At 46.9% G+C, this 19,084-nt stretch carries 13 protein-coding genes; 12 read left to right on the forward strand and 1 reads right to left on the reverse strand.

What is annotated here, in order from left to right; all coding sequences use genetic code 11:
- The first annotated feature begins 296 nt into the window (after positions 1-296).
- Positions 297-2,252, forward strand: a complete 1,956-nt coding sequence (gene acs, locus BGP75_RS18980; protein WP_076720454.1) for an acetate--CoA ligase — start codon at positions 297-299, stop codon at positions 2,250-2,252.
- A 320-nt stretch (positions 2,253-2,572) separates the two neighbouring features.
- Positions 2,573-3,238: a response regulator transcription factor gene (locus BGP75_RS18985; protein WP_076720455.1), complete on the forward strand. Its 666-nt coding sequence runs from the start codon at positions 2,573-2,575 to the stop codon at positions 3,236-3,238.
- A 76-nt stretch (positions 3,239-3,314) separates the two neighbouring features.
- Here BGP75_RS18985 and BGP75_RS18990 read toward each other — a convergent pair whose 3' ends face one another.
- Positions 3,315-7,244: a NahK/ErcS family hybrid sensor histidine kinase/response regulator gene (locus BGP75_RS18990; protein WP_076720456.1), complete on the reverse strand. Its 3,930-nt coding sequence runs from the start codon at positions 7,242-7,244 to the stop codon at positions 3,315-3,317.
- A 420-nt stretch (positions 7,245-7,664) separates the two neighbouring features.
- Between BGP75_RS18990 and BGP75_RS18995 the strand changes: the two genes are divergently transcribed.
- From BGP75_RS18995 to fliJ, 10 genes are all read left to right on the forward strand, one after another.
- A complete protein-coding gene (locus BGP75_RS18995; protein WP_076720457.1) occupies positions 7,665-7,925 on the forward strand; it encodes a DUF4212 domain-containing protein in 261 nt (86 codons plus the stop codon).
- Positions 7,926-7,979: 54 nt separating this feature from the next.
- Positions 7,980-9,803: a sodium:solute symporter family protein gene (locus BGP75_RS19000; RefSeq protein WP_076720458.1), complete on the forward strand. Its 1,824-nt coding sequence runs from the start codon at positions 7,980-7,982 to the stop codon at positions 9,801-9,803.
- Between the two features lie 233 nt (positions 9,804-10,036).
- Positions 10,037-11,860 carry a DUF294 nucleotidyltransferase-like domain-containing protein gene (locus BGP75_RS19005; protein WP_076720459.1) on the forward strand — a complete coding sequence of 608 codons (1,824 nt, stop codon included), beginning with the start codon at positions 10,037-10,039 and terminating at the stop codon, positions 11,858-11,860.
- A 5-nt stretch (positions 11,861-11,865) separates the two neighbouring features.
- Positions 11,866-12,486 (forward strand): 3'-5' exonuclease, encoded by a 621-nt coding sequence (locus BGP75_RS19010; RefSeq protein WP_076720460.1) that lies wholly within the window; start codon positions 11,866-11,868, stop codon positions 12,484-12,486.
- 437 nt (positions 12,487-12,923) lie between these two features.
- Positions 12,924-13,259 carry a flagellar hook-basal body complex protein FliE gene (gene fliE / locus BGP75_RS19015; RefSeq protein WP_076720461.1) on the forward strand — a complete coding sequence of 112 codons (336 nt, stop codon included), beginning with the start codon at positions 12,924-12,926 and terminating at the stop codon, positions 13,257-13,259.
- Between the two features lie 145 nt (positions 13,260-13,404).
- Positions 13,405-15,087, forward strand: coding sequence for a flagellar basal-body MS-ring/collar protein FliF (gene fliF, locus BGP75_RS19020; protein WP_076720462.1), 1,683 nt, complete (start codon positions 13,405-13,407; stop codon positions 15,085-15,087).
- Positions 15,080-16,084 carry a flagellar motor switch protein FliG gene (fliG, locus tag BGP75_RS19025; RefSeq protein ID WP_076720463.1) on the forward strand — a complete coding sequence of 335 codons (1,005 nt, stop codon included), beginning with the start codon at positions 15,080-15,082 and terminating at the stop codon, positions 16,082-16,084. Before fliF ends, fliG begins: the two co-directional genes overlap by 8 nt.
- A gap of 210 nt (positions 16,085-16,294) precedes the next feature.
- Positions 16,295-17,059, forward strand: a complete 765-nt coding sequence (locus BGP75_RS19030) for a flagellar assembly protein FliH (protein WP_076720464.1) — start codon at positions 16,295-16,297, stop codon at positions 17,057-17,059.
- Between the two features lie 51 nt (positions 17,060-17,110).
- Positions 17,111-18,514, forward strand: coding sequence for a flagellar protein export ATPase FliI (gene fliI, locus BGP75_RS19035; RefSeq protein WP_076720465.1), 1,404 nt, complete (start codon positions 17,111-17,113; stop codon positions 18,512-18,514).
- A gap of 100 nt (positions 18,515-18,614) precedes the next feature.
- Positions 18,615-19,046 (forward strand): flagellar export protein FliJ, encoded by a 432-nt coding sequence (gene fliJ, locus BGP75_RS19040; RefSeq protein WP_076720466.1) that lies wholly within the window; start codon positions 18,615-18,617, stop codon positions 19,044-19,046.
- Positions 19,047-19,084: the final 38 nt, after the last annotated feature.

A 19,084-nucleotide genomic window follows, 5' to 3' on the forward strand; every position in this document is an offset into this window, starting at 1 on the left:
CATGGGTGGGTGTCGAGGCTGTTGAAAAATACAGTTAAAAATACAACCTTACTCGGTTCATACTGGATTGATAATAAGTTACAGTTTTAGGAACAAATCAATCGTTGCTGCGTTTTACAAATAGACCAATGTCTTAGGTCGCGTAGACCAATGTCTAATTATGGCAACCCTGTCGATTGGGGTTAAATTTACCTTCTAAGCCGAACATAATAAAGCGGATCCCTATGACGGATGCAATAACGGCCTTATAACAACTACAAGCTACTTCCACAAAAGGATTAATTAAGGGCATCATCATGAGCGAAGAAAAGGTATATCCGGTAATCCCTGAGCTTGCTGCACAGGCGCATATCGACGAAGAAACCTACCACAGGATGTACGCGCAATCCGTTGAGGACCCAGACGGTTTTTGGGGAGAACAGGGAAAGAGAATTGATTGGATCAAACCCTATACCAAGGTAAAGAACACCTCTTTCGATCCCCATAATGTCGATATTCGCTGGTATGAAGACGGTACGCTGAATGCGTCAGCGAACTGCCTGGATCGGCATCTGGCAACTCGTGGTGATCAGGTGGCTATCATCTGGGAAGGGGATGACCCGAGTGAAGACGAGAAAATTACTTATCGCCAATTGCATGAGCGCGTTTGTCGGTTCTCTAATGCGTTGAAAGATCAAGGTGTGCAGAAGGGGGATGTAGTAACTCTGTATATGCCGATGATTCCTGAGGCTGCAGTAGCGATGCTGGCTTGTGCCCGAGTTGGTGCTGTGCATTCCATCGTGTTTGGTGGCTTTTCTCCTGATGCGCTGGCCAGTCGAATTATTGGGGCTAATTCAAAAGTCGTTATTACTTCCGATTACTCCTTACGTGGTGGCAAGGTCGTTCCGCTTAAGGCCAATGTTGATGAAGCGCTCACTGACCCAGCCGCTGCAAAGTGCGTTGAAAAGGTCGTGGTTGTTAAGCGCACCGGGGATGACTTGGCTTGGCATGGGCATCGTGATATCTGGTATGAAGAGATTTGTGCTGCAGCCTCTACCGATTGTCCTCCGGAAGAGATGTCCGCAGAGGACCCATTGTTTATTCTCTACACTTCCGGTTCGACAGGGCAACCGAAAGGATTGAAGCATACCACGGGTGGTTATATGGTTTATGCCGCCATGACTCATGAGTATGTATTTGACTACAAGCAAGGTGATATCTACTGGTGTACGGCTGATGTGGGATGGGTAACTGGTCATAGTTATATTGTCTACGGGCCGCTGGCTAATGGGGCTACCACCTTAATGTTTGAGGGCGTGCCCACCTATCCGGACAATTCTCGCTTTGGACGAGTTATCGAGAAGCATAAGGTCAATCAGTTTTATACTGCTCCGACCGCGATTCGTGCCCTGATGCAACAGGGTGAAGATGTTCTTGGCAATGCCGACCTTTCCAGCCTGCGAATATTGGGTTCAGTCGGTGAACCGATCAACCCAGAAGCCTGGGACTGGTATCACCGTGTTATTGGTGATGGAGCCTGTCCTATAGTTGATACTTGGTGGCAGACGGAAACCGGTGGCATTATGATAGTGCCACTGCCGGGTGCTATCGCTGCAAAACCTGGATCAGCGACCCGACCATTCTTTGGTGTACAGCCTGCTTTGCTTGATGGCGAAGGAAATACGCTGGAAGGTGCGGTTGAAGGTAATCTTGTTATTACTGACTCCTGGCCTGCTCAAGCTCGATCAATCTGGGGTGATCACGAGCGATTTATCCAGACTTATTTTTCTTCGTTCAAGGGCGTATACACCACTGGCGATGGCGCGCGTCGTGATGCCGATGGCTACTATTGGATTACAGGCCGTGTGGATGATGTCATTAACGTTTCCGGCCACCGTATGGGAACGGCTGAAGTCGAATCCGCACTGGTTGCTCACAAGGCTGTTGCAGAGGCTGCTGTAGTTGGTTATCCCCACGATATTAAAGGTCAGGGTATCTATGTTTACGTGACTTTGCAGGCGGGTTATGAACCATCTGATGATTTGCTGAAGGAGCTACGTACCTGGGTTCGTTCTGAAATTGGTCCAATAGCTTCTCCAGATATGATTCAATTTGCTCCCGGTTTACCTAAAACTCGCTCTGGTAAAATCATGCGTAGAATCCTGCGTAAGGTTGCGGAGGATGATTTTGACAGTCTGGGGGATACTTCTACCCTGGCTGACCCTTCGGTGGTGGATGACTTAATTGAAAATCGTTGCAATCGTAAGGACTAATTATTTAGCAACAATGACAGACTTAAGCATCTGTTAGGGAATCTGAGGCCAAGGGACCTGTTTGCAGGTTCCTTGGGTAAAGTACCTGTTAGTCACAGTGTTAATAGGCTTGGTTGCCCGGCTACATCTATGAAAACTCCTCATAGTTCATTACACTATGAGGAGTTTTTTGTTGGGGCGCTTTTTATTCCAATAGCTTAAGCTTATGAAGGCTTTTGTGTACCGGCCTATACTGACAGATCTGTGAAGTATGACCGTCAGATATAGGTTGGTGGAATAATATCGCGACTCGCACCCTAGAACGGCGAAGGAGTTAACGGATGCAGCTGGCACAAAAAATCATAATTGCCGATGACCACCCGCTATTTCGGGCCGCACTCAAACAGGCCGTTGCCCAGGCCGTTGCAGATGTTGAAGTTATAGAAGCTGATTCTTTAACTGCGCTGCAAGATACCGTGGACAAACACGATGATGCTGACCTGGTGTTGTTGGACCTGCATATGCCCGGTACTAATGGTTTCACCGGATTAGTCTTTTTACGTGGCCAAAATCCAAGTATGCCTGTAGTCGTTGTTTCCGGTAGCGAGTCCCCTCAGGTCATGAAACGGGCTATTGAATATGGAGCTTCTGGTTTTATTCCTAAATCGGCACCGCTCGATGCAATTGCTGAGGCGATTTCCGCAGTGCTGATGGGCGAAGTCTGGATGCCAGAGGAATATGATGAGGCTGAAGTTAGTGTAACCGATGAAGATACTGAGTTTGCTGTTAAGCTCGCGTCTCTGACACCTCAGCAATTTAGAGTGTTGATGATGCTAACAGAAGGCTTGTTGAACAAGCAGATTGCCTATGAGCTGAATGTCAGTGAAGCGACCATTAAGGCTCATGTCACCGCGATACTGCGTAAGCTAGGTGTACATAGTCGCACTCAAGCTGTGATTGAGGCGAGCCGCTTGGGAGTTGAGCCACCTAAAACCGAAATGGGCTAGTTATCTGAACCTGACTATCTGAACATATTTGCAGGATAAGCGGTTCTTTTTGCTGAACCGCCTGCCTTTACAATCATTACTTTTGACGAGCGACTATAGTCGTCATCATTGCCCTAAGGGCTGCTGGTTTCATCGGTTTGTGCAGCATTTGGGCTCCTGCTATGCGCACCTCCTCCTGGACTTCATCAGTACGATCAGCAGTAATAACAATGGCTGGAATTGCTTTATTCCAAAGCCTGAACAGGCTTTTTAGGGCCATGATTCCTGTTTTGGTGTCACTGAGGTGATAGTCCGCCAGAATAAGATCCGGCAGATAGCTATTTTCCTGACATTGTTTCAAAGCATCCTCTTCACCGAGGGCTGTAAGAGTTTCACAAGACCAGCCTTTGAGTAGCGCGGACATTCCTTCAAGAATATTTGGTTCGTTGTCGATGCAAAGGACTTTGATGCCAGCCAGGTTGCTACTGCGTTTGTTACCTTCTTTGGTTTGTTTGCGCTGAACAACCAGAGAAGGGTCTCCGAAGGGGACTTCGATACTGAACACCGTACCTTTACCAGGCCAGGAACGGACTTTTAGAGGGTGTTTCAGCATTCTTGAAATACGGTCAGTGATTGCTAACCCAAGGCCAAGACCTTTAACCTGGGAATGCCGAGGATTGTCGATACGCCGAAATTCCTCAAAGACTTCTTTGATTTTGCTTTCAGGAATCCCTACTCCTGTGTCCCATACTTCAATTCGTAACTTTTTACCTTGATAGCGACACCCCAGTAAAATCTTGCCGGACTGAGTGTAGCGAATAGCGTTAGAGAGAAAATTTTGTAGTACTCTGCGCAAAAGTTGTTGGTCACTGTGGACTACAGCATGGCAGTTTACACTATGGAATTTTAGTGATTTTTCATTAGCCAGAGCTGTAAATTCGGCCTGCAGAGTAGAGAGTAAATTACTGATCTTAAAGTGTGAAAAGTTCGGTTCTAGTGCTCCCGCATCAAGTTTGGAAATATCCAATAAGGTGACCAGGAGTTCTTCTGCAGCTTTCAAAGAGCCGTCAAGATTGGTTACCAGTTCTGAGGTGGCTTCACTGTGGGCCTGTTGTCCGAGAGCGGAGGCAAATAAGCGCGCCGCATTAAGCGGTTGTAGAAGGTCGTGGCTGGCGGCAGCCAAAAAGCGGGTTTTGCCCAGGTTTGCTGCTTCTGCTTCCGCTTTTGCCTGTCGTAGTTCATCTTCAATCAATGCGCGAATAGTATTTTCTTTACGGAGTTCCTTGTTTATTGCTGATATTGCATGTGTGCGTTCGTGAACTCGATGTTCCAGATTTTCATTGGTTTCCTGTAGCGCTAGCTCAGCCTGGCGACGCTCGGTAATATCTTGATAAAGGGTGAAGTAACCGAGAATATCGCCGTATTCTCCTACGTGGGGAATATAGGTCACATCCGCGTAGCGTATACGATTATTTCTATCGGTCAGTTCCGTCTCGAAACGGGCCCGCTCACCTTTTAACACACGGGTAATAAAAGGGGTGCGAACAGCATATTCTTCTTCGGTTAGAACTTTGTAGCAGGGGGTGCCATAGATACTCAGTCTATCTTCAATACCAAAGGCTTCAGCATAGGATTTATTGACAAAAAGATAGCGTCGTTCGCAATCCAGGTAGGCTATGAGTACCGGAACGTTATCGGTGTAAATCCGAATGCTTTGTTCACTTTCTCGCAAAGCCTCTTCTGTGCGTTTATGGGCTGTAATGTCCATGTAGGTGTTGACATAACCACCACCAGGCATCGGGTTTCCTTGAACTTCTAATACTGTTCCATCCTTTCGGTAACGAATATAAGAATGGGGTTTGCCAGAGGTGAGAATTGCCAGGCGATCGGATACCTGCTCTTCTATGTCTCCTGGGCTGTATTCCCCCATTTTAGCGTTATAGCGGAAGATCTCAGCGGCTGGCCGACCAATACAGATAAGCCCTTCGGGATAATCGAACATTTCCAAATAGCGGCGATTCCATGCGACCAGACGCATCTGCTGATCAACGACACTAATACCCTGGCTGATATTTTCGATAGTAGATTGAAGCAAGGCACGGTTAAATTTGAGAACTTGTGATGCCTCATCAACAATCGTAACGACGTCGCCTACCTGCATGTCCTTGCCTCTTAACGTGGAGGCGATAAGAATGCGTGCTGATGATGCTCCTATAACACCGGCAAGTAACCGTTCGGTGAAAGCGATAAGATCCGCGTCGGCCTTGTCCCCAGATAGCAGCGGGTCTTCACCGCGCTGGAGAGAAAATCCAGTGAACGCGTGTTGGGCTTTGTTCAGTCCCAGAAAACGCTCCGCCAGTAACTGCAAGTCACCAACTGTGGCGGTGCTGTTGACCCCGTGATCATCTCCTTCATCCAAACTGCCCTGTACGTCCACATAAGTACTGGCTTGAATGCGATCAATTAAACGTGTTGATGAGTAATGGCTGATAATCAGGTAGAAACTGATATTAAAGGTCAAACTCCAAAAGGTGCCGTGGGTGAGTGAGTCGGCAAACTTTATTCCAAAAAGAGCGTCTGGTTGAAGCCAGTGAGAGCCCCATAAAAGACTGACCAGACTGTCGGGAATCAGACCTGCGTTGCTCATGGTAGGTATAACTAACGTATATATCCAGATAAAACTGCCGATGCTGATTCCTGCCAGGGCTCCTTGTCGACTGCCACCTTTCCAGCTGACTGCTCCAAAAATAGCAGGGGCAAATTGAGCGACGGCGACAAAGGCTAACAGACCAAATGATGCCAGGCTGCCTTCGTCACCCAGGATTCGGTAATAGAAGTAAGCTAATAGCATCAGATTGACAATCGTCAGGCGTCGAACTTTTAGTAAAAGGGCACCGAGATCTTTTCGTTCTGCCAGTTTTAACCAGGAAACTCGCAGTAACATTGGCATGACGATGTCGTTGCACACCATGGTACTGAGTGTGATAGTGGCCACAATTACCATACTGGTAGCTGCAGAAAGCCCGCCAATAAAGGCAAACATTGCGAGCTTTTCCTTACCTTCAAATAGAGGAAGAGTCAGGACAAACGTATCGGCATCAACACTGCCGTCAGGAAAGGAAAGCATACCTGCTGTGGCAATGGGTAAAACGAAAAGACTTGCCAAAATCAGGTAAATGGGGAAAACCCAGCGTGCGGTTCGAAGGTCCTTAGGGTCTGCGTTCTCAACAACAGCAACATGAAACTGACGAGGCAGGCAGATTATGGCTACGGTGGCGAGCAGTGTTTCGGTTAAAAAGCTGTTTTGGGTGAAGTCCCGCTGAAAGTTTTCGTTATGGGCCAGCTCATTAGCGGCCTTGGTGAAGAGATCGTCAAAACCATCGAAAATTCCGAAAGTAACGAAGAAACCGACAGCGATAAAAGCCGCTATTTTAACCAGTGATTCAAAGGCTATTGCCAATACAATGCCTTCATGGTGTTCAGTCGCATCTATATGACGAGTTCCGAACAGAATTGAGAACAGCGCCATCAACAAGGCAACAAATAAAGCGGTATCACTGCCCGCTGCCGTGGCGCCTCCGTCAGAAGTGAGAGCGTTGTAGCTGATAGCAACAGCTTTGAGCTGAAGTGCGATATAGGGAACGATGCCAAGTACCGCAATACAGGTCACCAATACCGCAAGGCTTTGGCTTTTTCCGTATCGAGAGGCTACAAAGTCAGAAATAGTCGTTATATTTTGCTGTTTACTGACACGAATGATCTTGGTAAAAATTTGCCAGGCAAGCATAAAAGTAATTATCGGCCCCAGATAGGTAGCCAAAAATTCCCAGCCATTGCTTGAGGCTCTTCCTACGGCACCATAAAAAGTCCAGGATGTGGCATAAACTGATAAGGATAGACTGTAGACAAGTGGCCGTGTTTTAGAATTGAGTAATTCTTTGGAGTGATTGTCGCCATAGTAAGCAATGGCAAATAACAGCCCGACATAACTCAGAGAAATTACGATTATAAACCAGCCTTCCAGCATAGGGTTGTACCTCTGAGTTTTGTATATGCCTGAGCACAGACTCGCTGTGAACTACCACTGATTCCTCTTATAAAGCCCTAGTGTATCCTGAATTGCCTTGACTCCAACAGACTTCTCTCCAACTAATAAGACCATTGTCTAGGTTAGGAGGAGCAAGTACCTGTATAGATTAAGTGGATTTATATCTTGTTGAAATATATTGCTTAAGCTGTTCATCTTGGTGGTTCGGACATTGCCCTTTAGTCTTATTCTCGACTAAAGTCGTGATCTGTTCTGCAATACTATTTGTTAAATTGCAATCGTGGTATTGCGTAACTGAATTCGATAATAAGAGCCTACAACGAACTCTAGCAACGAACATTAACAAAAAAGCGCAAGTAATTAATTCCAATAACAACACGTATCATAAAGGAAGGTGTCATGAGCCTAACTCCCGAAAAAGCACAGGCCTATTGGAAGGAAAATATTCGTATTATCCTTTCTTACCTAGCGGTCTGGTTTGTCGTTTCATACGGCTGCGGCATCCTGTTTATTGAGCAGCTTAATTCAATACCGTTCTTCGGTTTTGAATTGGGATTCTGGTTTGCTCAACAGGGTTCTATATTCGTTTTTTGCGGTCTGATCATTGCTTACGCAATAAGCATGAACAAGCTGGACGAAAAGTACGACGTACACGAATAACAATAAAAAGCTAAACGACGAATTAACGAAACAACGAAATAGGGCGACGAGACTATGGGTAGTCAAGATATCCTCAATTTTGTCTTTATAGGTGCTTCATTTGCACTCTATATCGGCATCGCGATCTGGGCGCGAGCTGGATCAACTAAAGAATTTTATGTTGCTGGTGGTGGAGTACATCCGATTGCCAACGGTATGGCAACAGCAGCAGACTGGATGTCTGCAGCATCATTTATCTCTCTTGCGGGTATTATCTCTTTTATTGGCCGTGATGGTGCTGCTTACCTGATGGGCTGGACCGGCGGCTACGTGATGCTGGCGATGCTATTAGCACCTTACTTGCGCAAGTTTGGTAAGTTTACTGTCCCAGACTTTGTCGGAGATCGGTATTACTCCAACTTTGCTCGAGTCATTGCTGTTATCTGTACCATTATTATTTCCTTTACTTATGTCGCAGGTCAGATGCGTGGTGTCGGCATTGTATTCTCCCGCTTCCTGCATGTTGATATTAATACCGGTGTTGTACTGGGTATGGCAATCGTATTCTTCTACGCCGTGCTTGGTGGAATGAAGGGCATTACCTACACGCAGGTTGCTCAGTATGTTGTGTTGATTCTGGCTTTCACTGTTCCTGCATTGTTCCTGTCCTTCCAGATTACCGGACATATTCTTCCTCAGACGGGTCTTGGTGCGACTTTGGATAGCGGCCAGTCTCTGTTGGCGACTATTGATGGTCTTTCTACCGAACTTGGTTTTAAGGAATATACCAACGGTAACAAGACCACATTGGATATGTTCTTCCTGACTGCAGCTTTGATGTGTGGTACTGCAGGATTGCCTCATGTGATTGTTCGTTTCTTTACGGTACCTCGTGTTAAGGATGCTCGTTCTTCAGCGGGTTGGGCATTAATGTTTATTGCCATTCTTTACACTGCGGTACCCGGTGTTGCAGCCTTTGGTAAGTACAATCTGATTAATACTGTAAACGGAGCTGATAACAAGGGAACTGCCTATGCTGCAATGCCTGAATGGTTCAAAAACTGGGAAGATGCAGGTCTGATTGGTTGGAATGATTACAACGGTGATGGCAAAGTTCAGTACGCTGCGGGTAATGCTTTTGAGGGTAAAGGCAAGCCTGCATTCGCTGGTAGCGCGGATGATGAGACGGCTCGTGGTGAATTTGGTCAGCGTCTGGTTTCCAATGCATTTGCTGAAAGCAAGCCTGTAAATGGAGCACCATTTGCCAACGAAGTCTATGTTGATCGTGACATCATGGTGTTGGCTAACCCTGAAATTGCTTCTTTGCCAGGTTGGGTTGTAGCCTTGGTGGCGGCTGGCGCAGTGGCAGCAGCATTATCTACAGCGGCGGGACTGTTGCTGGTAATTTCTACTGCCATCGCTCATGACTTGGTGAAGAAGACGATAAATCCAAATATCACTGAGAAACAGGAGCTGATGTATGCACGTTTGGCTGCGATCGTGGCGATCTGTATTGCAGGTTACTTCGGTATCAATCCTCCCGGCTTTGTGGCTATCGTGGTAGCGCTGGCCTTTGGTTTAGCAGCATCATCCTTCTTCCCAGCCATTATCATGGGTATTTTCATGAAGCGTATGAACAAGGAAGGTGCCGTTGCGGGTATGATTGTTGGCCTAACCTCGACCATGGCTTACATCATTTACTTCAAGTTCATGGGTGGTACTAAAGACGAAATGTTTATGGGTATTTCCCCAGAAGGTTTCGGTACAGTTGGTATGATTCTGAACTTCATCACGGCGTTTATCGTATCTTCCATGACTCCTCCGCCTCCAGCAGAAATTCAGGCGATCGTAGAAGATATTCGTATCCCACGTGGTGCTGGTGAAGCTCACGCTCACTAAATGACTTGATCAAAGTAGTATCAAGGGCACACCAGTTTCAGGCTGGTGTGCTTTTTTCGTTTATATCGATGGTTATTATGAATAGTTGTATTTAGAACGAGTTATTTGCATAGATTCCATAAAAGGGCTGTCTCCTGTTGTAGTGATCACTGCTGTTTTCTTGTGTCTGCAGTTGGGTAGGTTTGGAGTATGCTTGCGTTGTGGCTGTTGATGAATTAATCAGGAGGTTCTACATGCCTACCGACTTCAATGTTGATAATCCGCCTTTTAGTCTACTGGATAAGAATGAATTGGCGATTCTCAAAAATAATCTCGATATAGGTTACTACCAAAAAGGAGAATGTTTGATTGAAGCCGGTAAGCCACCAGATGGACTCTTTGTGGTACTGAAAGGACAGGTTCGGGAAAGTGAGGCAAAGGAGGATGGTGCGGATCAGCACGTCTTTGTTCACTATAGCGATCATGACTATTTTGGTGCCTGGTCTGCCTTGAAAGGAAAGGCTATTCATGACTTTGTCGCAGAAGAAGAGACTATTGCGCATATTCTCCCAACCAAAGTACTGCTGGAACTGGTTTATAGTAATCCGCGATTTGGTGATTATTTCAGTCGGACTTTGGCCGCTAAAACTGAGATCCATGCCGAGCATGAAGGTGAAGATCAAGGAATGGCGGAGTTTATGCTTGCTCAGGTGGATGGCGAGTGTATGCGTGATCCTTTGGTTTTACTGGAAGGTACCTCGATTAAAGAAACAACGATGTTGATGCGTGAGAAGCATGTCGACTGCGTTTTGGTGAGAAAAGGAGGGCGGTACGGCATTGTTACAGGTACTGATCTGCTTAATGCTGTGGTATTGGAGGAAATGTCACGAAGCACTGATGTGGCAGAAATCGCGACATACCGGTTGATATCCGTAGAGGCCGGAGACTATTTATTTAATGCTCTGATTCTAATGACTCAGCAACATATCGAACGGGTCGTGGTTATGAAAGATAGTCAGTTGCTGGGAATTATCGATCTTGCAGATGTGTTAAGTTATTTCTCCAGTCATTCCCATGTTATTGGTTTACGAATCGAGCGAGCCAAAACCGTTGAAGACTTATCTGCTGCTGCCCGTGGGCTGAATGATTTGATTCGCTCATTGCTATCACACGGTGTTAAGGCCCGTTTTGCTATGGATTTGATTTCGGCGATGAATGAGCGGGTCATGGCTAAATTATTCACACTGCTGGTACCGGAAGACTTGCTTGCTCATGTTTGCCTTGTCGTCATGGGGAGTGAGGGGCGTGGTGAGCAGATTATGAAAACAGATCAGGATAATGCGGTCATTATGCGAGATGGACTTGACTGGCCTGACAGGGAGCCGGTGCTGCAAAGGTTTACCGATATGTTGATCGAATTTGGTTACCCGAAATGCCCAGGAAATATTATGGTCTCCAATCCCTACTGGGTACAGTTTCTTGGGGACTGGACAAGCCGAATGAATGAATGGGCAACAAGCTGCGTGGGTGAGGCACAGATGAATTTGGCTATCGCTGTGGATGCCAAGCCTGTTGCTGGTAATCCGGCTTTATTCAAAGCCTCCCGGAATTGGTTCCTTCGTCAGCTGAAGGACAATGATCTGTTCTTTTCACATTTTGCCAAAGCCTCTCTTGAGTTTGACACGCCGCTGACTTTTTTTGGTGGAATTAAGAGTAAAGGCCATGGTCTGGATATCAAGAAAGGCGGGATCTTTCCAATTGTGCATGGCATTCGGACTATGGCACTTCAGCATCGAGTGATTGAGACTAATACCTTTAAACGGGTTGATTCACTGATAGAAATGGGAGTGCTTAAGAAAGAGCAAGGTCGGGACTTGGTGGAGGCCCTTTCTATTTTTATCAAGATTCGTTTGAGGCAGCAAATGATGCGTTTTGATGCAGAGGATTTTAACGAATCTCCAAACATAATTATTATTGATGAATTAGATCGATTGGATAAAGACCTCATGCGGGAGGCGTTGCATGTGGTTAAAGAGTTTAAAAAGAGTTTAGCACTCAAATATCACCTTGAGAGGTAGCGGATATGATCCTGCCGAGGAAATTCCGGGTCATGCGAGAGCGAAAACGTCATCGGTCCGGACCTTTTGCAAGCTTGTTTGAACCCTATCAGGGAGATGAGGTGGTGTCTCTGGATTGTGAAACTACGAGCCTGGATGTCAGCGAAGGAGAGATACTCTCAATTGGGGCTGTTCGGATCAAGGGTCGTAGGGTTGTTACCAGTGATCGACTTGACATCAAGCTTAAGCCTCCCAAGAGCCTGACTGGTGATTCGATTAAGGTACATAAGCTGCGAGCGATGGATTTAACGGAAGGGATTGAAATAGAGGAGGCATTGGATCAGGTGCTCGAATTTGTCGGTAATCGTCCGATACTTGGTTATTATGTTAACTACGATATAAAAATGATTGATAAGTTTCTTCGCTCGTACCATGGCTTTGGCTTGCCCAACAAGGCTATTGAACTCTCTCATGTTTATCACGACATTATTAAGTGGAAATATGTTGGTGGTGATGTCGATCTACGTTTCGATACCATCGCCAAAAAGCTGAATTTACCTATTCTTGAGAGACACACGGCGCTTGGGGACGCAATTACGGTGGCATTAATGTATGTTCGCTTAAAGTACGGTGAAGCTCCCGGATAACTTACCACTTTCTAACCTGCTGTATTAACTGGAAATTTCAAACCTGTCTGGTGGTGGCGATCATATTTATCAGCCGTCCCGCCTTTTTCGTTTACCCGTCTTGACTCGGTGATGGGCACGATTTCTGATCATTCTGTTAAACTAAGTAGATAAGACGTTATTCTGAGATTGGCTGGCTTGGCCTCTCTTTGTTTCGACTTATAAATATTTTGTTCTTTTGTAACCTATTGGTCCGCTTTATGCATTGACGTATGTAGTGTTGATGTAGTTGGATAGAGATGAGGCGGGCAAGCGACAAAAAAATGTCGTTTGACTGGGTATTTGAAGAAAAACTAGTATAATCCGTCATAAATGTGACGTGTAGGTGATTTGAGGCGTCTTCAGACTTCAGCTCTCATCTTATTATTCTGTTTTATGGTTAATAGGTAGTTAATTCGATGGCAGATCGGTTGGATATTCAGAATGTCTTGGGCCAGATGCGTGCTCTTCAAGCTCAGGTTCAGCAGGGAGTTCCACCTGTTAAGGCTGTGCCTGAGCAGCCGGATGGAACACCGGGTTTTGGCGATGTGCTGAAAATGGCTGTGGACAAAGTGAATGATCAGCAAGCTTCAGCCAAAAAAATGGCGGAGGCTTATGAGCGTGGAGATCCAACCGTGGATCTTCCTCAGGTCATGATAGGTCTTCAAAAGGCCAGTGTGTCCTTTGAAGCAATGAATCAGGTGCGTAATCGCTTGGTTTCTGCTTATGAAGATATTTCTAAAATGCCCATATAGCATGATCGGATTTATAGGCTTTTGCTAGGTATGGATTCCTATCTGCTGTGCTGTTTAAACACATAGCCCGATACTGTTAGATAAGTCAAAACCAGATAGCTGAATAAACAGTCAAAATAGCTCAACGGAGTTCTCACAGAGAATCATGGATAACGCGCCCGCCACAACTCAGAATGCACTTGCCGTACCGCAATCCGGTCTGGCAGCTGGGTTTAATCGCTTGGGCATTTTTCGCCAGATCGGGCTGATGATCGGACTGGCTGCCAGTGTAGCCATTGGCTTTTCGGTGGTTCTCTGGTCTCAGGAACCAGAATATCGGCCGCTGCTGAATAATCTTAACTCACTCGATGCTAATCAAATCATTGACACCCTTCAAGCCAATCAGATCCCTTACCGCATTGATAACTCCAGTGGGGCGCTTATGGTAGCGGCAGATCAAATTCATAATGCACGCTTGAAACTGGCTGCTGGCGGATTGACGGGGCGGGAGAATGTAGGGTTTGAATTGCTGGACCAGGAGCAGGCTCTGGGAACCAGTCAGTTTATGGAAACCACCCGGTTTCGTCGAGGACTGGAGGGTGAATTAGCCAGAACGATTTCAAGTCTTCTACCTGTAAAAACGGCCCGTGTTCATTTGGCTATTCCTAAGCGTTCGGTATTCGTCCGTGACAGCAGAAAACCCAGCGCTTCTGTGTTTGTCGAGCTTTATGCCGGACGCATGATGGCGAAGTCTCAGGTTGCCTCTGTTGCTAGTCTGGTGGCTTCAAGTATTCCTGAGCTCGATAGTCGAGATGTCACTGTTGTTGATCAAAAAGGGCGACTGCTAAACAGTCAATCTGTTGACGAAAACGTAGGCCTAGCTGCTAAACAGCTGGAATACAGTCAAAAAATGGAGGATCGAATAGCCTCCAGGGTCCGTAACATTCTAGAGCCTGTTGTTGGCAGTGGCCGTTTTAAGGCGGAAGTTTCTGCAGATATTGACTTTACTGCCATTGAACAAACAGACGAGTTATTTAACCCAGATCTGCCATCTCTGCGTAGCGAGCAGACCCTTGATGAACAAAGGGCCGCGGGTGCGGGAGCCACAGGCGTGCCGGGAGCCCTGGCGAATCAGCCTCCTGGTGCTGCGACAGTGCCTGAAGTGGGGGCCGCAGGAGGGGGAGGTGCTGCTGGAGCGAATGGACAAGGCAGTGGTAGAAAGCAGACAACACGAAATTATGAATTGGATAGGACCATTAGCTATACGCGGCACCAGCAAGGACGTGTTCGCCGTCTAACGGTTGCAGTAGCCGTTGATGATATCTCCACAACTAACCCTGATACGGGTGAGGTGACGAGGCGTCCCTGGAGTGAAGCTGATATTCAGCGATTAACACTCTTGGTTCGTGATGCCGTTGGCTACTCTGCTGTTCGGGGAGATAGTGTAAATGTGGTTAATACACCGTTTGTTGGTCCGGAGCCTTTAGAGGCGTTGCCAGAAGTGGCTATATGGGAGCAACCCTGGTTCTGGGATTTAGCCCGGAAGGTCGGCGCTGGTTTGTTTCTACTGCTTTTGGTCTTCGGGGTATTGCGGCCTATTATGAAGAGTCTTTCTGCAGCGCCGGTGCCTGCTGGAGAAGGGGGAGAAATTGGTGGAGAGTTGGAAGGGATTGGTGAAGTCGGCGGATTAGGGGACGAAGGAGCGGGGCTTAGTGTTGATCAGGGGTCTTTGTTACCTGGTCCTAATGAGAGCTATGATCGACAACTTGATGCAATTCGTAGCCTCATAGCTGAGGACCCCGGCCGAGTGGCGCAGGTGGTTAAACAGTGGGTTTCTGCGGATGAGTGATATTGGAAAACTGGATTCGGTCCAGCGAGCGGCAGTGTTCTTGATGAGTCTTGGGGAATCGGATGCTGCTGAAATAATGAAGCATATGGGGCCTAAAGAAGTTCAGCGAATTGGTACAGCTATGTCAATGCTGTCCCACGTTAAGCAGGATCAGGTTGAAACTGTGATGGCTGACTTTCTTAATGCTGTTGGTAATCAGACAGGACTTGGAGTCGGGTCTGATGATTATATTCGCTCTGTGTTGAATCAGGCGTTGGGGGAGGATAAAGCTGGCGGCTTGATTGATCGGATTCTCCAGGGAGCTAACACCAAGGGGTTGGATACGCTTAAATGGATGGATGCTCGTCAGGTGGCGGATATTATTCGTTACGAGCATCCCCAGATTCAGGCGATTGTGGTTTCCTATCTGGATGCCGATCAGGCAGCGGAAGTCGTTAGTCAGTTCGACGAAAGAGTTCGGCTCGATATTCTTATGCGCATATCCTCGTTAGAGACTGTTCAACCCAGTGCCTTGCAGGAACTTAACGATATTCTGGAGCGCCAGTTTGCAGGTAATGCGACGGCCAAAACCACAAACATGGGTGGAGTTAAAGTGGTTGCCGATATCATGAACTTCTTTGATACCGGCACTGAAACAAACGTGATGGAGTCGATTAAGGAAGTAGACGAAGACTTGGGGAATGAAATTCAGGATCTGATGTTTGTTTTTGCTAATCTCTCTGAAGTTGACGACCGTGGTATTCAGGCCATTCTTCGAGAGATTTCTACCGATGTTCTGGTGGTTGCACTGAAAGGGGCTGACACGGCATTACAGGAGAAAATATTCAAAAACATGTCCAAGCGAGCTGCGGAACTGTTACGGGATGATCTTGAAGCTTCCCCTCCTGTACGCGTCAGTGATGTTGAAACCGCTCAGAAAGAAATTTTAACCGTCGCTCGACGCTTAGCAGATGATGGTGAAATCATGCTTGGTGGGAGCGGCGAGGATATGTTGTAAATATCTGAAGTTATTTATGATTTTTTATTGGTTCAATGAGCGGTAGGTGGCCGACCGAGCTGTTTTCAGGAAAATAGTGTGATTAAAGAAAGCACCCTGCAAGGGCAGTTAAACATTAGAGACAGCCATTCTGTCAAAAATAAGTAGTATTGCTTTGCACCAATTGAAGCGCCTGATTAAAAGAAAGCCCTGTGGGTAAAAGAGATTTCTGTGGATAAAAAATCCAACGCTCCTGGTCGTATTGCGGCTAAAGACTTGCCCCCAGTCAAATCCTGGGCTCTTCCCAGAGTTCAGGGAGCACATGTAGTGCGTTCTCCTTTTGCTGAGAAAGACCGTAAAAGCCGTCGTGATCAGAGTCGAGTCGAAGAAATTCCTGATAGTAAACCCTTGACGGTTGAAGCCATCGAAAAAATAAGATTGCAGGCACAGGAGGAAGGTTTTAAGCAGGGAAAGACCGAAGGGTTGGAGCAAGGGTTGCAGGAGGGGTTACGTAAAGGTGAAGAGCAGGGCTATCAGCAGGGGTTGCAGCAAGCCAAGGGTGAAATGGATGCCCTTCGTGACAAGTTAACGAGCCTGATGCAAAGCATTGAATCTCCACTGGAACAGCAACAGCAAGAACTGGAGTCTGCATTATTGCGCTTGGTGATAGATACCGCTGGCTGTGTTGTTAAGCAGGAGTTGAAGACAAGACCGGAAATACTTCAACAGGCAGTGAATGAAGCCTTGGCGGCGTTGCCTCATGAAGAGCCTCAACTTTGCTTTAGTGTCAGTCCTGATGATCTTGCTTTACTGGAAGAAATTAAAGAGCGTGAGCATGCTAGTTGGAGCCTTCGTGTCGATAAGTCGATGACTTCGGGAGGGCTTTCAATCAAAGGTGCCAATAGTTACCTTGATTACAGCGTAGAAAACAGATTTTCTCAGGTAGTGGAGCAGTTACTGGAGCGAAACCAAGCGGCAAATAACGAGACTGATTAGTCTTTTTAGTTGTGACCCTCATCTATAACTCTGCATTCATGGCGGTGCTTTTTGAGAACAATCGTAGAGCGCTTGAAAACTTATCAGAAACAACCCCTGAGCCCTGTTCGACCTGTCATTGAGGGGCGCGTAACCCGGCTGGTCGGATTAACTCTGGAAGCGCGTGGTTGCCGGGCGGCAGTCGGAGAATATTGTAAAATACTGATTGACGATCATCACAGCGCAGAAGCAGAGGTTGTAGGTTTTGGTCAGGGAAGTATATTTTTGATGCCGGTGGATCGGATTGAAGGCCTTCATCCTGGAGCCAAAGTTATTCCACTCGGAGCCGGAAGCAAGGTTCCGGTTGGTTTCAACTTATTGGGTCGAGTGTTGAACGGAGTTGGAGTTCCGCTGGATGGTAAGGGCGCTTTGGATGCTGAAGAGGAGGTGAACCTTAGTGCTCCGGCAATCAATCCTCTGTGCAGGCAGCCTATTCACGATACTTTAGATGTAGGAATACGAGCAATCAATTCTGTACTTACTGTCGGTCGAGGTCAGAGATTAGGTCTCTTTGCTGGCTCTGGTGTCGGTAAGAGCGTCCTGTTGGGAATGATGACTCGATTTACTGAAGCCGAAATCATTGTAGTAGGCCTTATTGGTGAACGAGGAAGGGAAGTCAAAGAATTTATTGAGCAGAGCCTCGGTGCAGAAGGATTAGCACGAGCAGTGGTTGTTGCTTCTCCAGCAGATGAGTCGCCGTTAATGCGTCTGAGGGCCTCTGAGCTGGCATCACGAGTTGCTGAATATTTTCGCGATAAAGGGAAGAATGTGTTGCTGCTGATGGATTCTTTAACGCGGTATGCACAGGCGCAGCGAGAAATTGCTCTAGCGGTGGGTGAGCCTCCTGCAACCAAAGGCTATCCGCCTTCAGTTTTTGCGCGTCTGCCAAAACTGGTCGAGCGGGCAGGGAATGGTGAAGAGGGAGGGGGATCAATTACCGCCTTCTATACGGTATTAACCGAGGGAGACGACCAGCAGGACCCTATTGCTGATGCAGCACGGGCCATTCTTGATGGTCATGTGGTGCTGTCCAGGCAGCTTGCAGAGGAGGGGCATTATCCGGCTATCGACGTGGAAGCCTCAATAAGCCGAGCAATGCCTCAGGTTGTGAAGCCAGATCATTTGGCAAAGGCGCAGCAATTCAAGCAGATTTATTCGCGCTACTTGCAAAACAGAGATCTGATTAGCGTTGGTGCATACGTCAAGGGCTCGGATCCGAATATTGATATTGCTATCGAGCGGGTTCCTCATTTTCGTAAGTTTTTGCAGCAAGGGCTGGATGAGAAAGTGAATTTTACTGAAAGCTGGCAGGGGCTTCATACTGTATTGGAGCCAGCCAGTCAGCCTAAACCGGCTGCTGCTCCCCCCGGTGTAAGACCTGGGCAAACACCGGGTGCGGCGCCGGTCAGGCGATAAGTGAATGCAGTGAGTTGCTGGAAATTTCTTTCAGTCTGATAACGATCAGTTGTTATTATTTTCAGTCAGGGTTTGGCGTTTTGATAAGTGTTATCCAATCATGAAAAAATCTAAGCGTCTGCAGCCCGTATTACATTTGGCTGAACGAAATAAAAAACAAGCTGAGACAGCGTTGGGAAATGCTCAACAGCAGCTGGCTGCGGAGGAAGAAAAGCTCGAACAGCTTCGTAACTACTTGGCTGAGTATCAGCAAAATGCGAAGGTACAGCAACAACAAGGCGTGCAGGTAGATATCCTGATACGGCTACAGCAATTTATGTCTCGTTTACAGGAGGCTGTTGAGCAGCAGGGGCAGCAGGTTGAGCTTTCACGGCAAATGCTGACCCATGCCAAAAATCTATGGACGGCTGCCTACGGACGTTATAAGGCGATGGACTCACTTATCGAAAGGAGTCGTCAGACCGAGCTCATAGCGGAAGATAAACAGTTACAGAAAACAATCGACGAGTTAACCCAAAACCGCAAAAGATAAAATCGTTTCAGATTTCTAATTGAATCAGCTTTATTCTG

The sequence above is a fragment of the Motiliproteus sp. MSK22-1 genome (assembly GCF_001968815.1).
Classification (GTDB): Bacteria; Pseudomonadota; Gammaproteobacteria; order Pseudomonadales; family Balneatricaceae; genus Motiliproteus.

Bases quoted from the DNA above. Each gene is read 5' to 3' on its own strand.
- acs (WP_076720454.1), top strand. From the start codon at position 297: ATGAGCGAAGAAAAGGTATATCCGGTAATCCCTGAGCTTGCTGCACAG.
- BGP75_RS18985 (WP_076720455.1), top strand. From the start codon at position 2,573: ATGCAGCTGGCACAAAAAATCATAATTGCCGATGACCACCCGCTATTT.
- BGP75_RS18990 (WP_076720456.1), bottom strand. From the start codon at position 7,244: ATGCTGGAAGGCTGGTTTATAATCGTAATTTCTCTGAGTTATGTCGGG.
- BGP75_RS18995 (WP_076720457.1), top strand. From the start codon at position 7,665: ATGAGCCTAACTCCCGAAAAAGCACAGGCCTATTGGAAGGAAAATATT.
- BGP75_RS19000 (WP_076720458.1), top strand. From the start codon at position 7,980: ATGGGTAGTCAAGATATCCTCAATTTTGTCTTTATAGGTGCTTCATTT.
- BGP75_RS19005 (WP_076720459.1), top strand. From the start codon at position 10,037: ATGCCTACCGACTTCAATGTTGATAATCCGCCTTTTAGTCTACTGGAT.
- BGP75_RS19010 (WP_076720460.1), top strand. From the start codon at position 11,866: ATGATCCTGCCGAGGAAATTCCGGGTCATGCGAGAGCGAAAACGTCAT.
- fliE (WP_076720461.1), top strand. From the start codon at position 12,924: ATGGCAGATCGGTTGGATATTCAGAATGTCTTGGGCCAGATGCGTGCT.
- fliF (WP_076720462.1), top strand. From the start codon at position 13,405: ATGGATAACGCGCCCGCCACAACTCAGAATGCACTTGCCGTACCGCAA.
- fliG (WP_076720463.1), top strand. From the start codon at position 15,080: ATGAGTGATATTGGAAAACTGGATTCGGTCCAGCGAGCGGCAGTGTTC.
- fliJ (WP_076720466.1), top strand. From the start codon at position 18,615: ATGAAAAAATCTAAGCGTCTGCAGCCCGTATTACATTTGGCTGAACGA.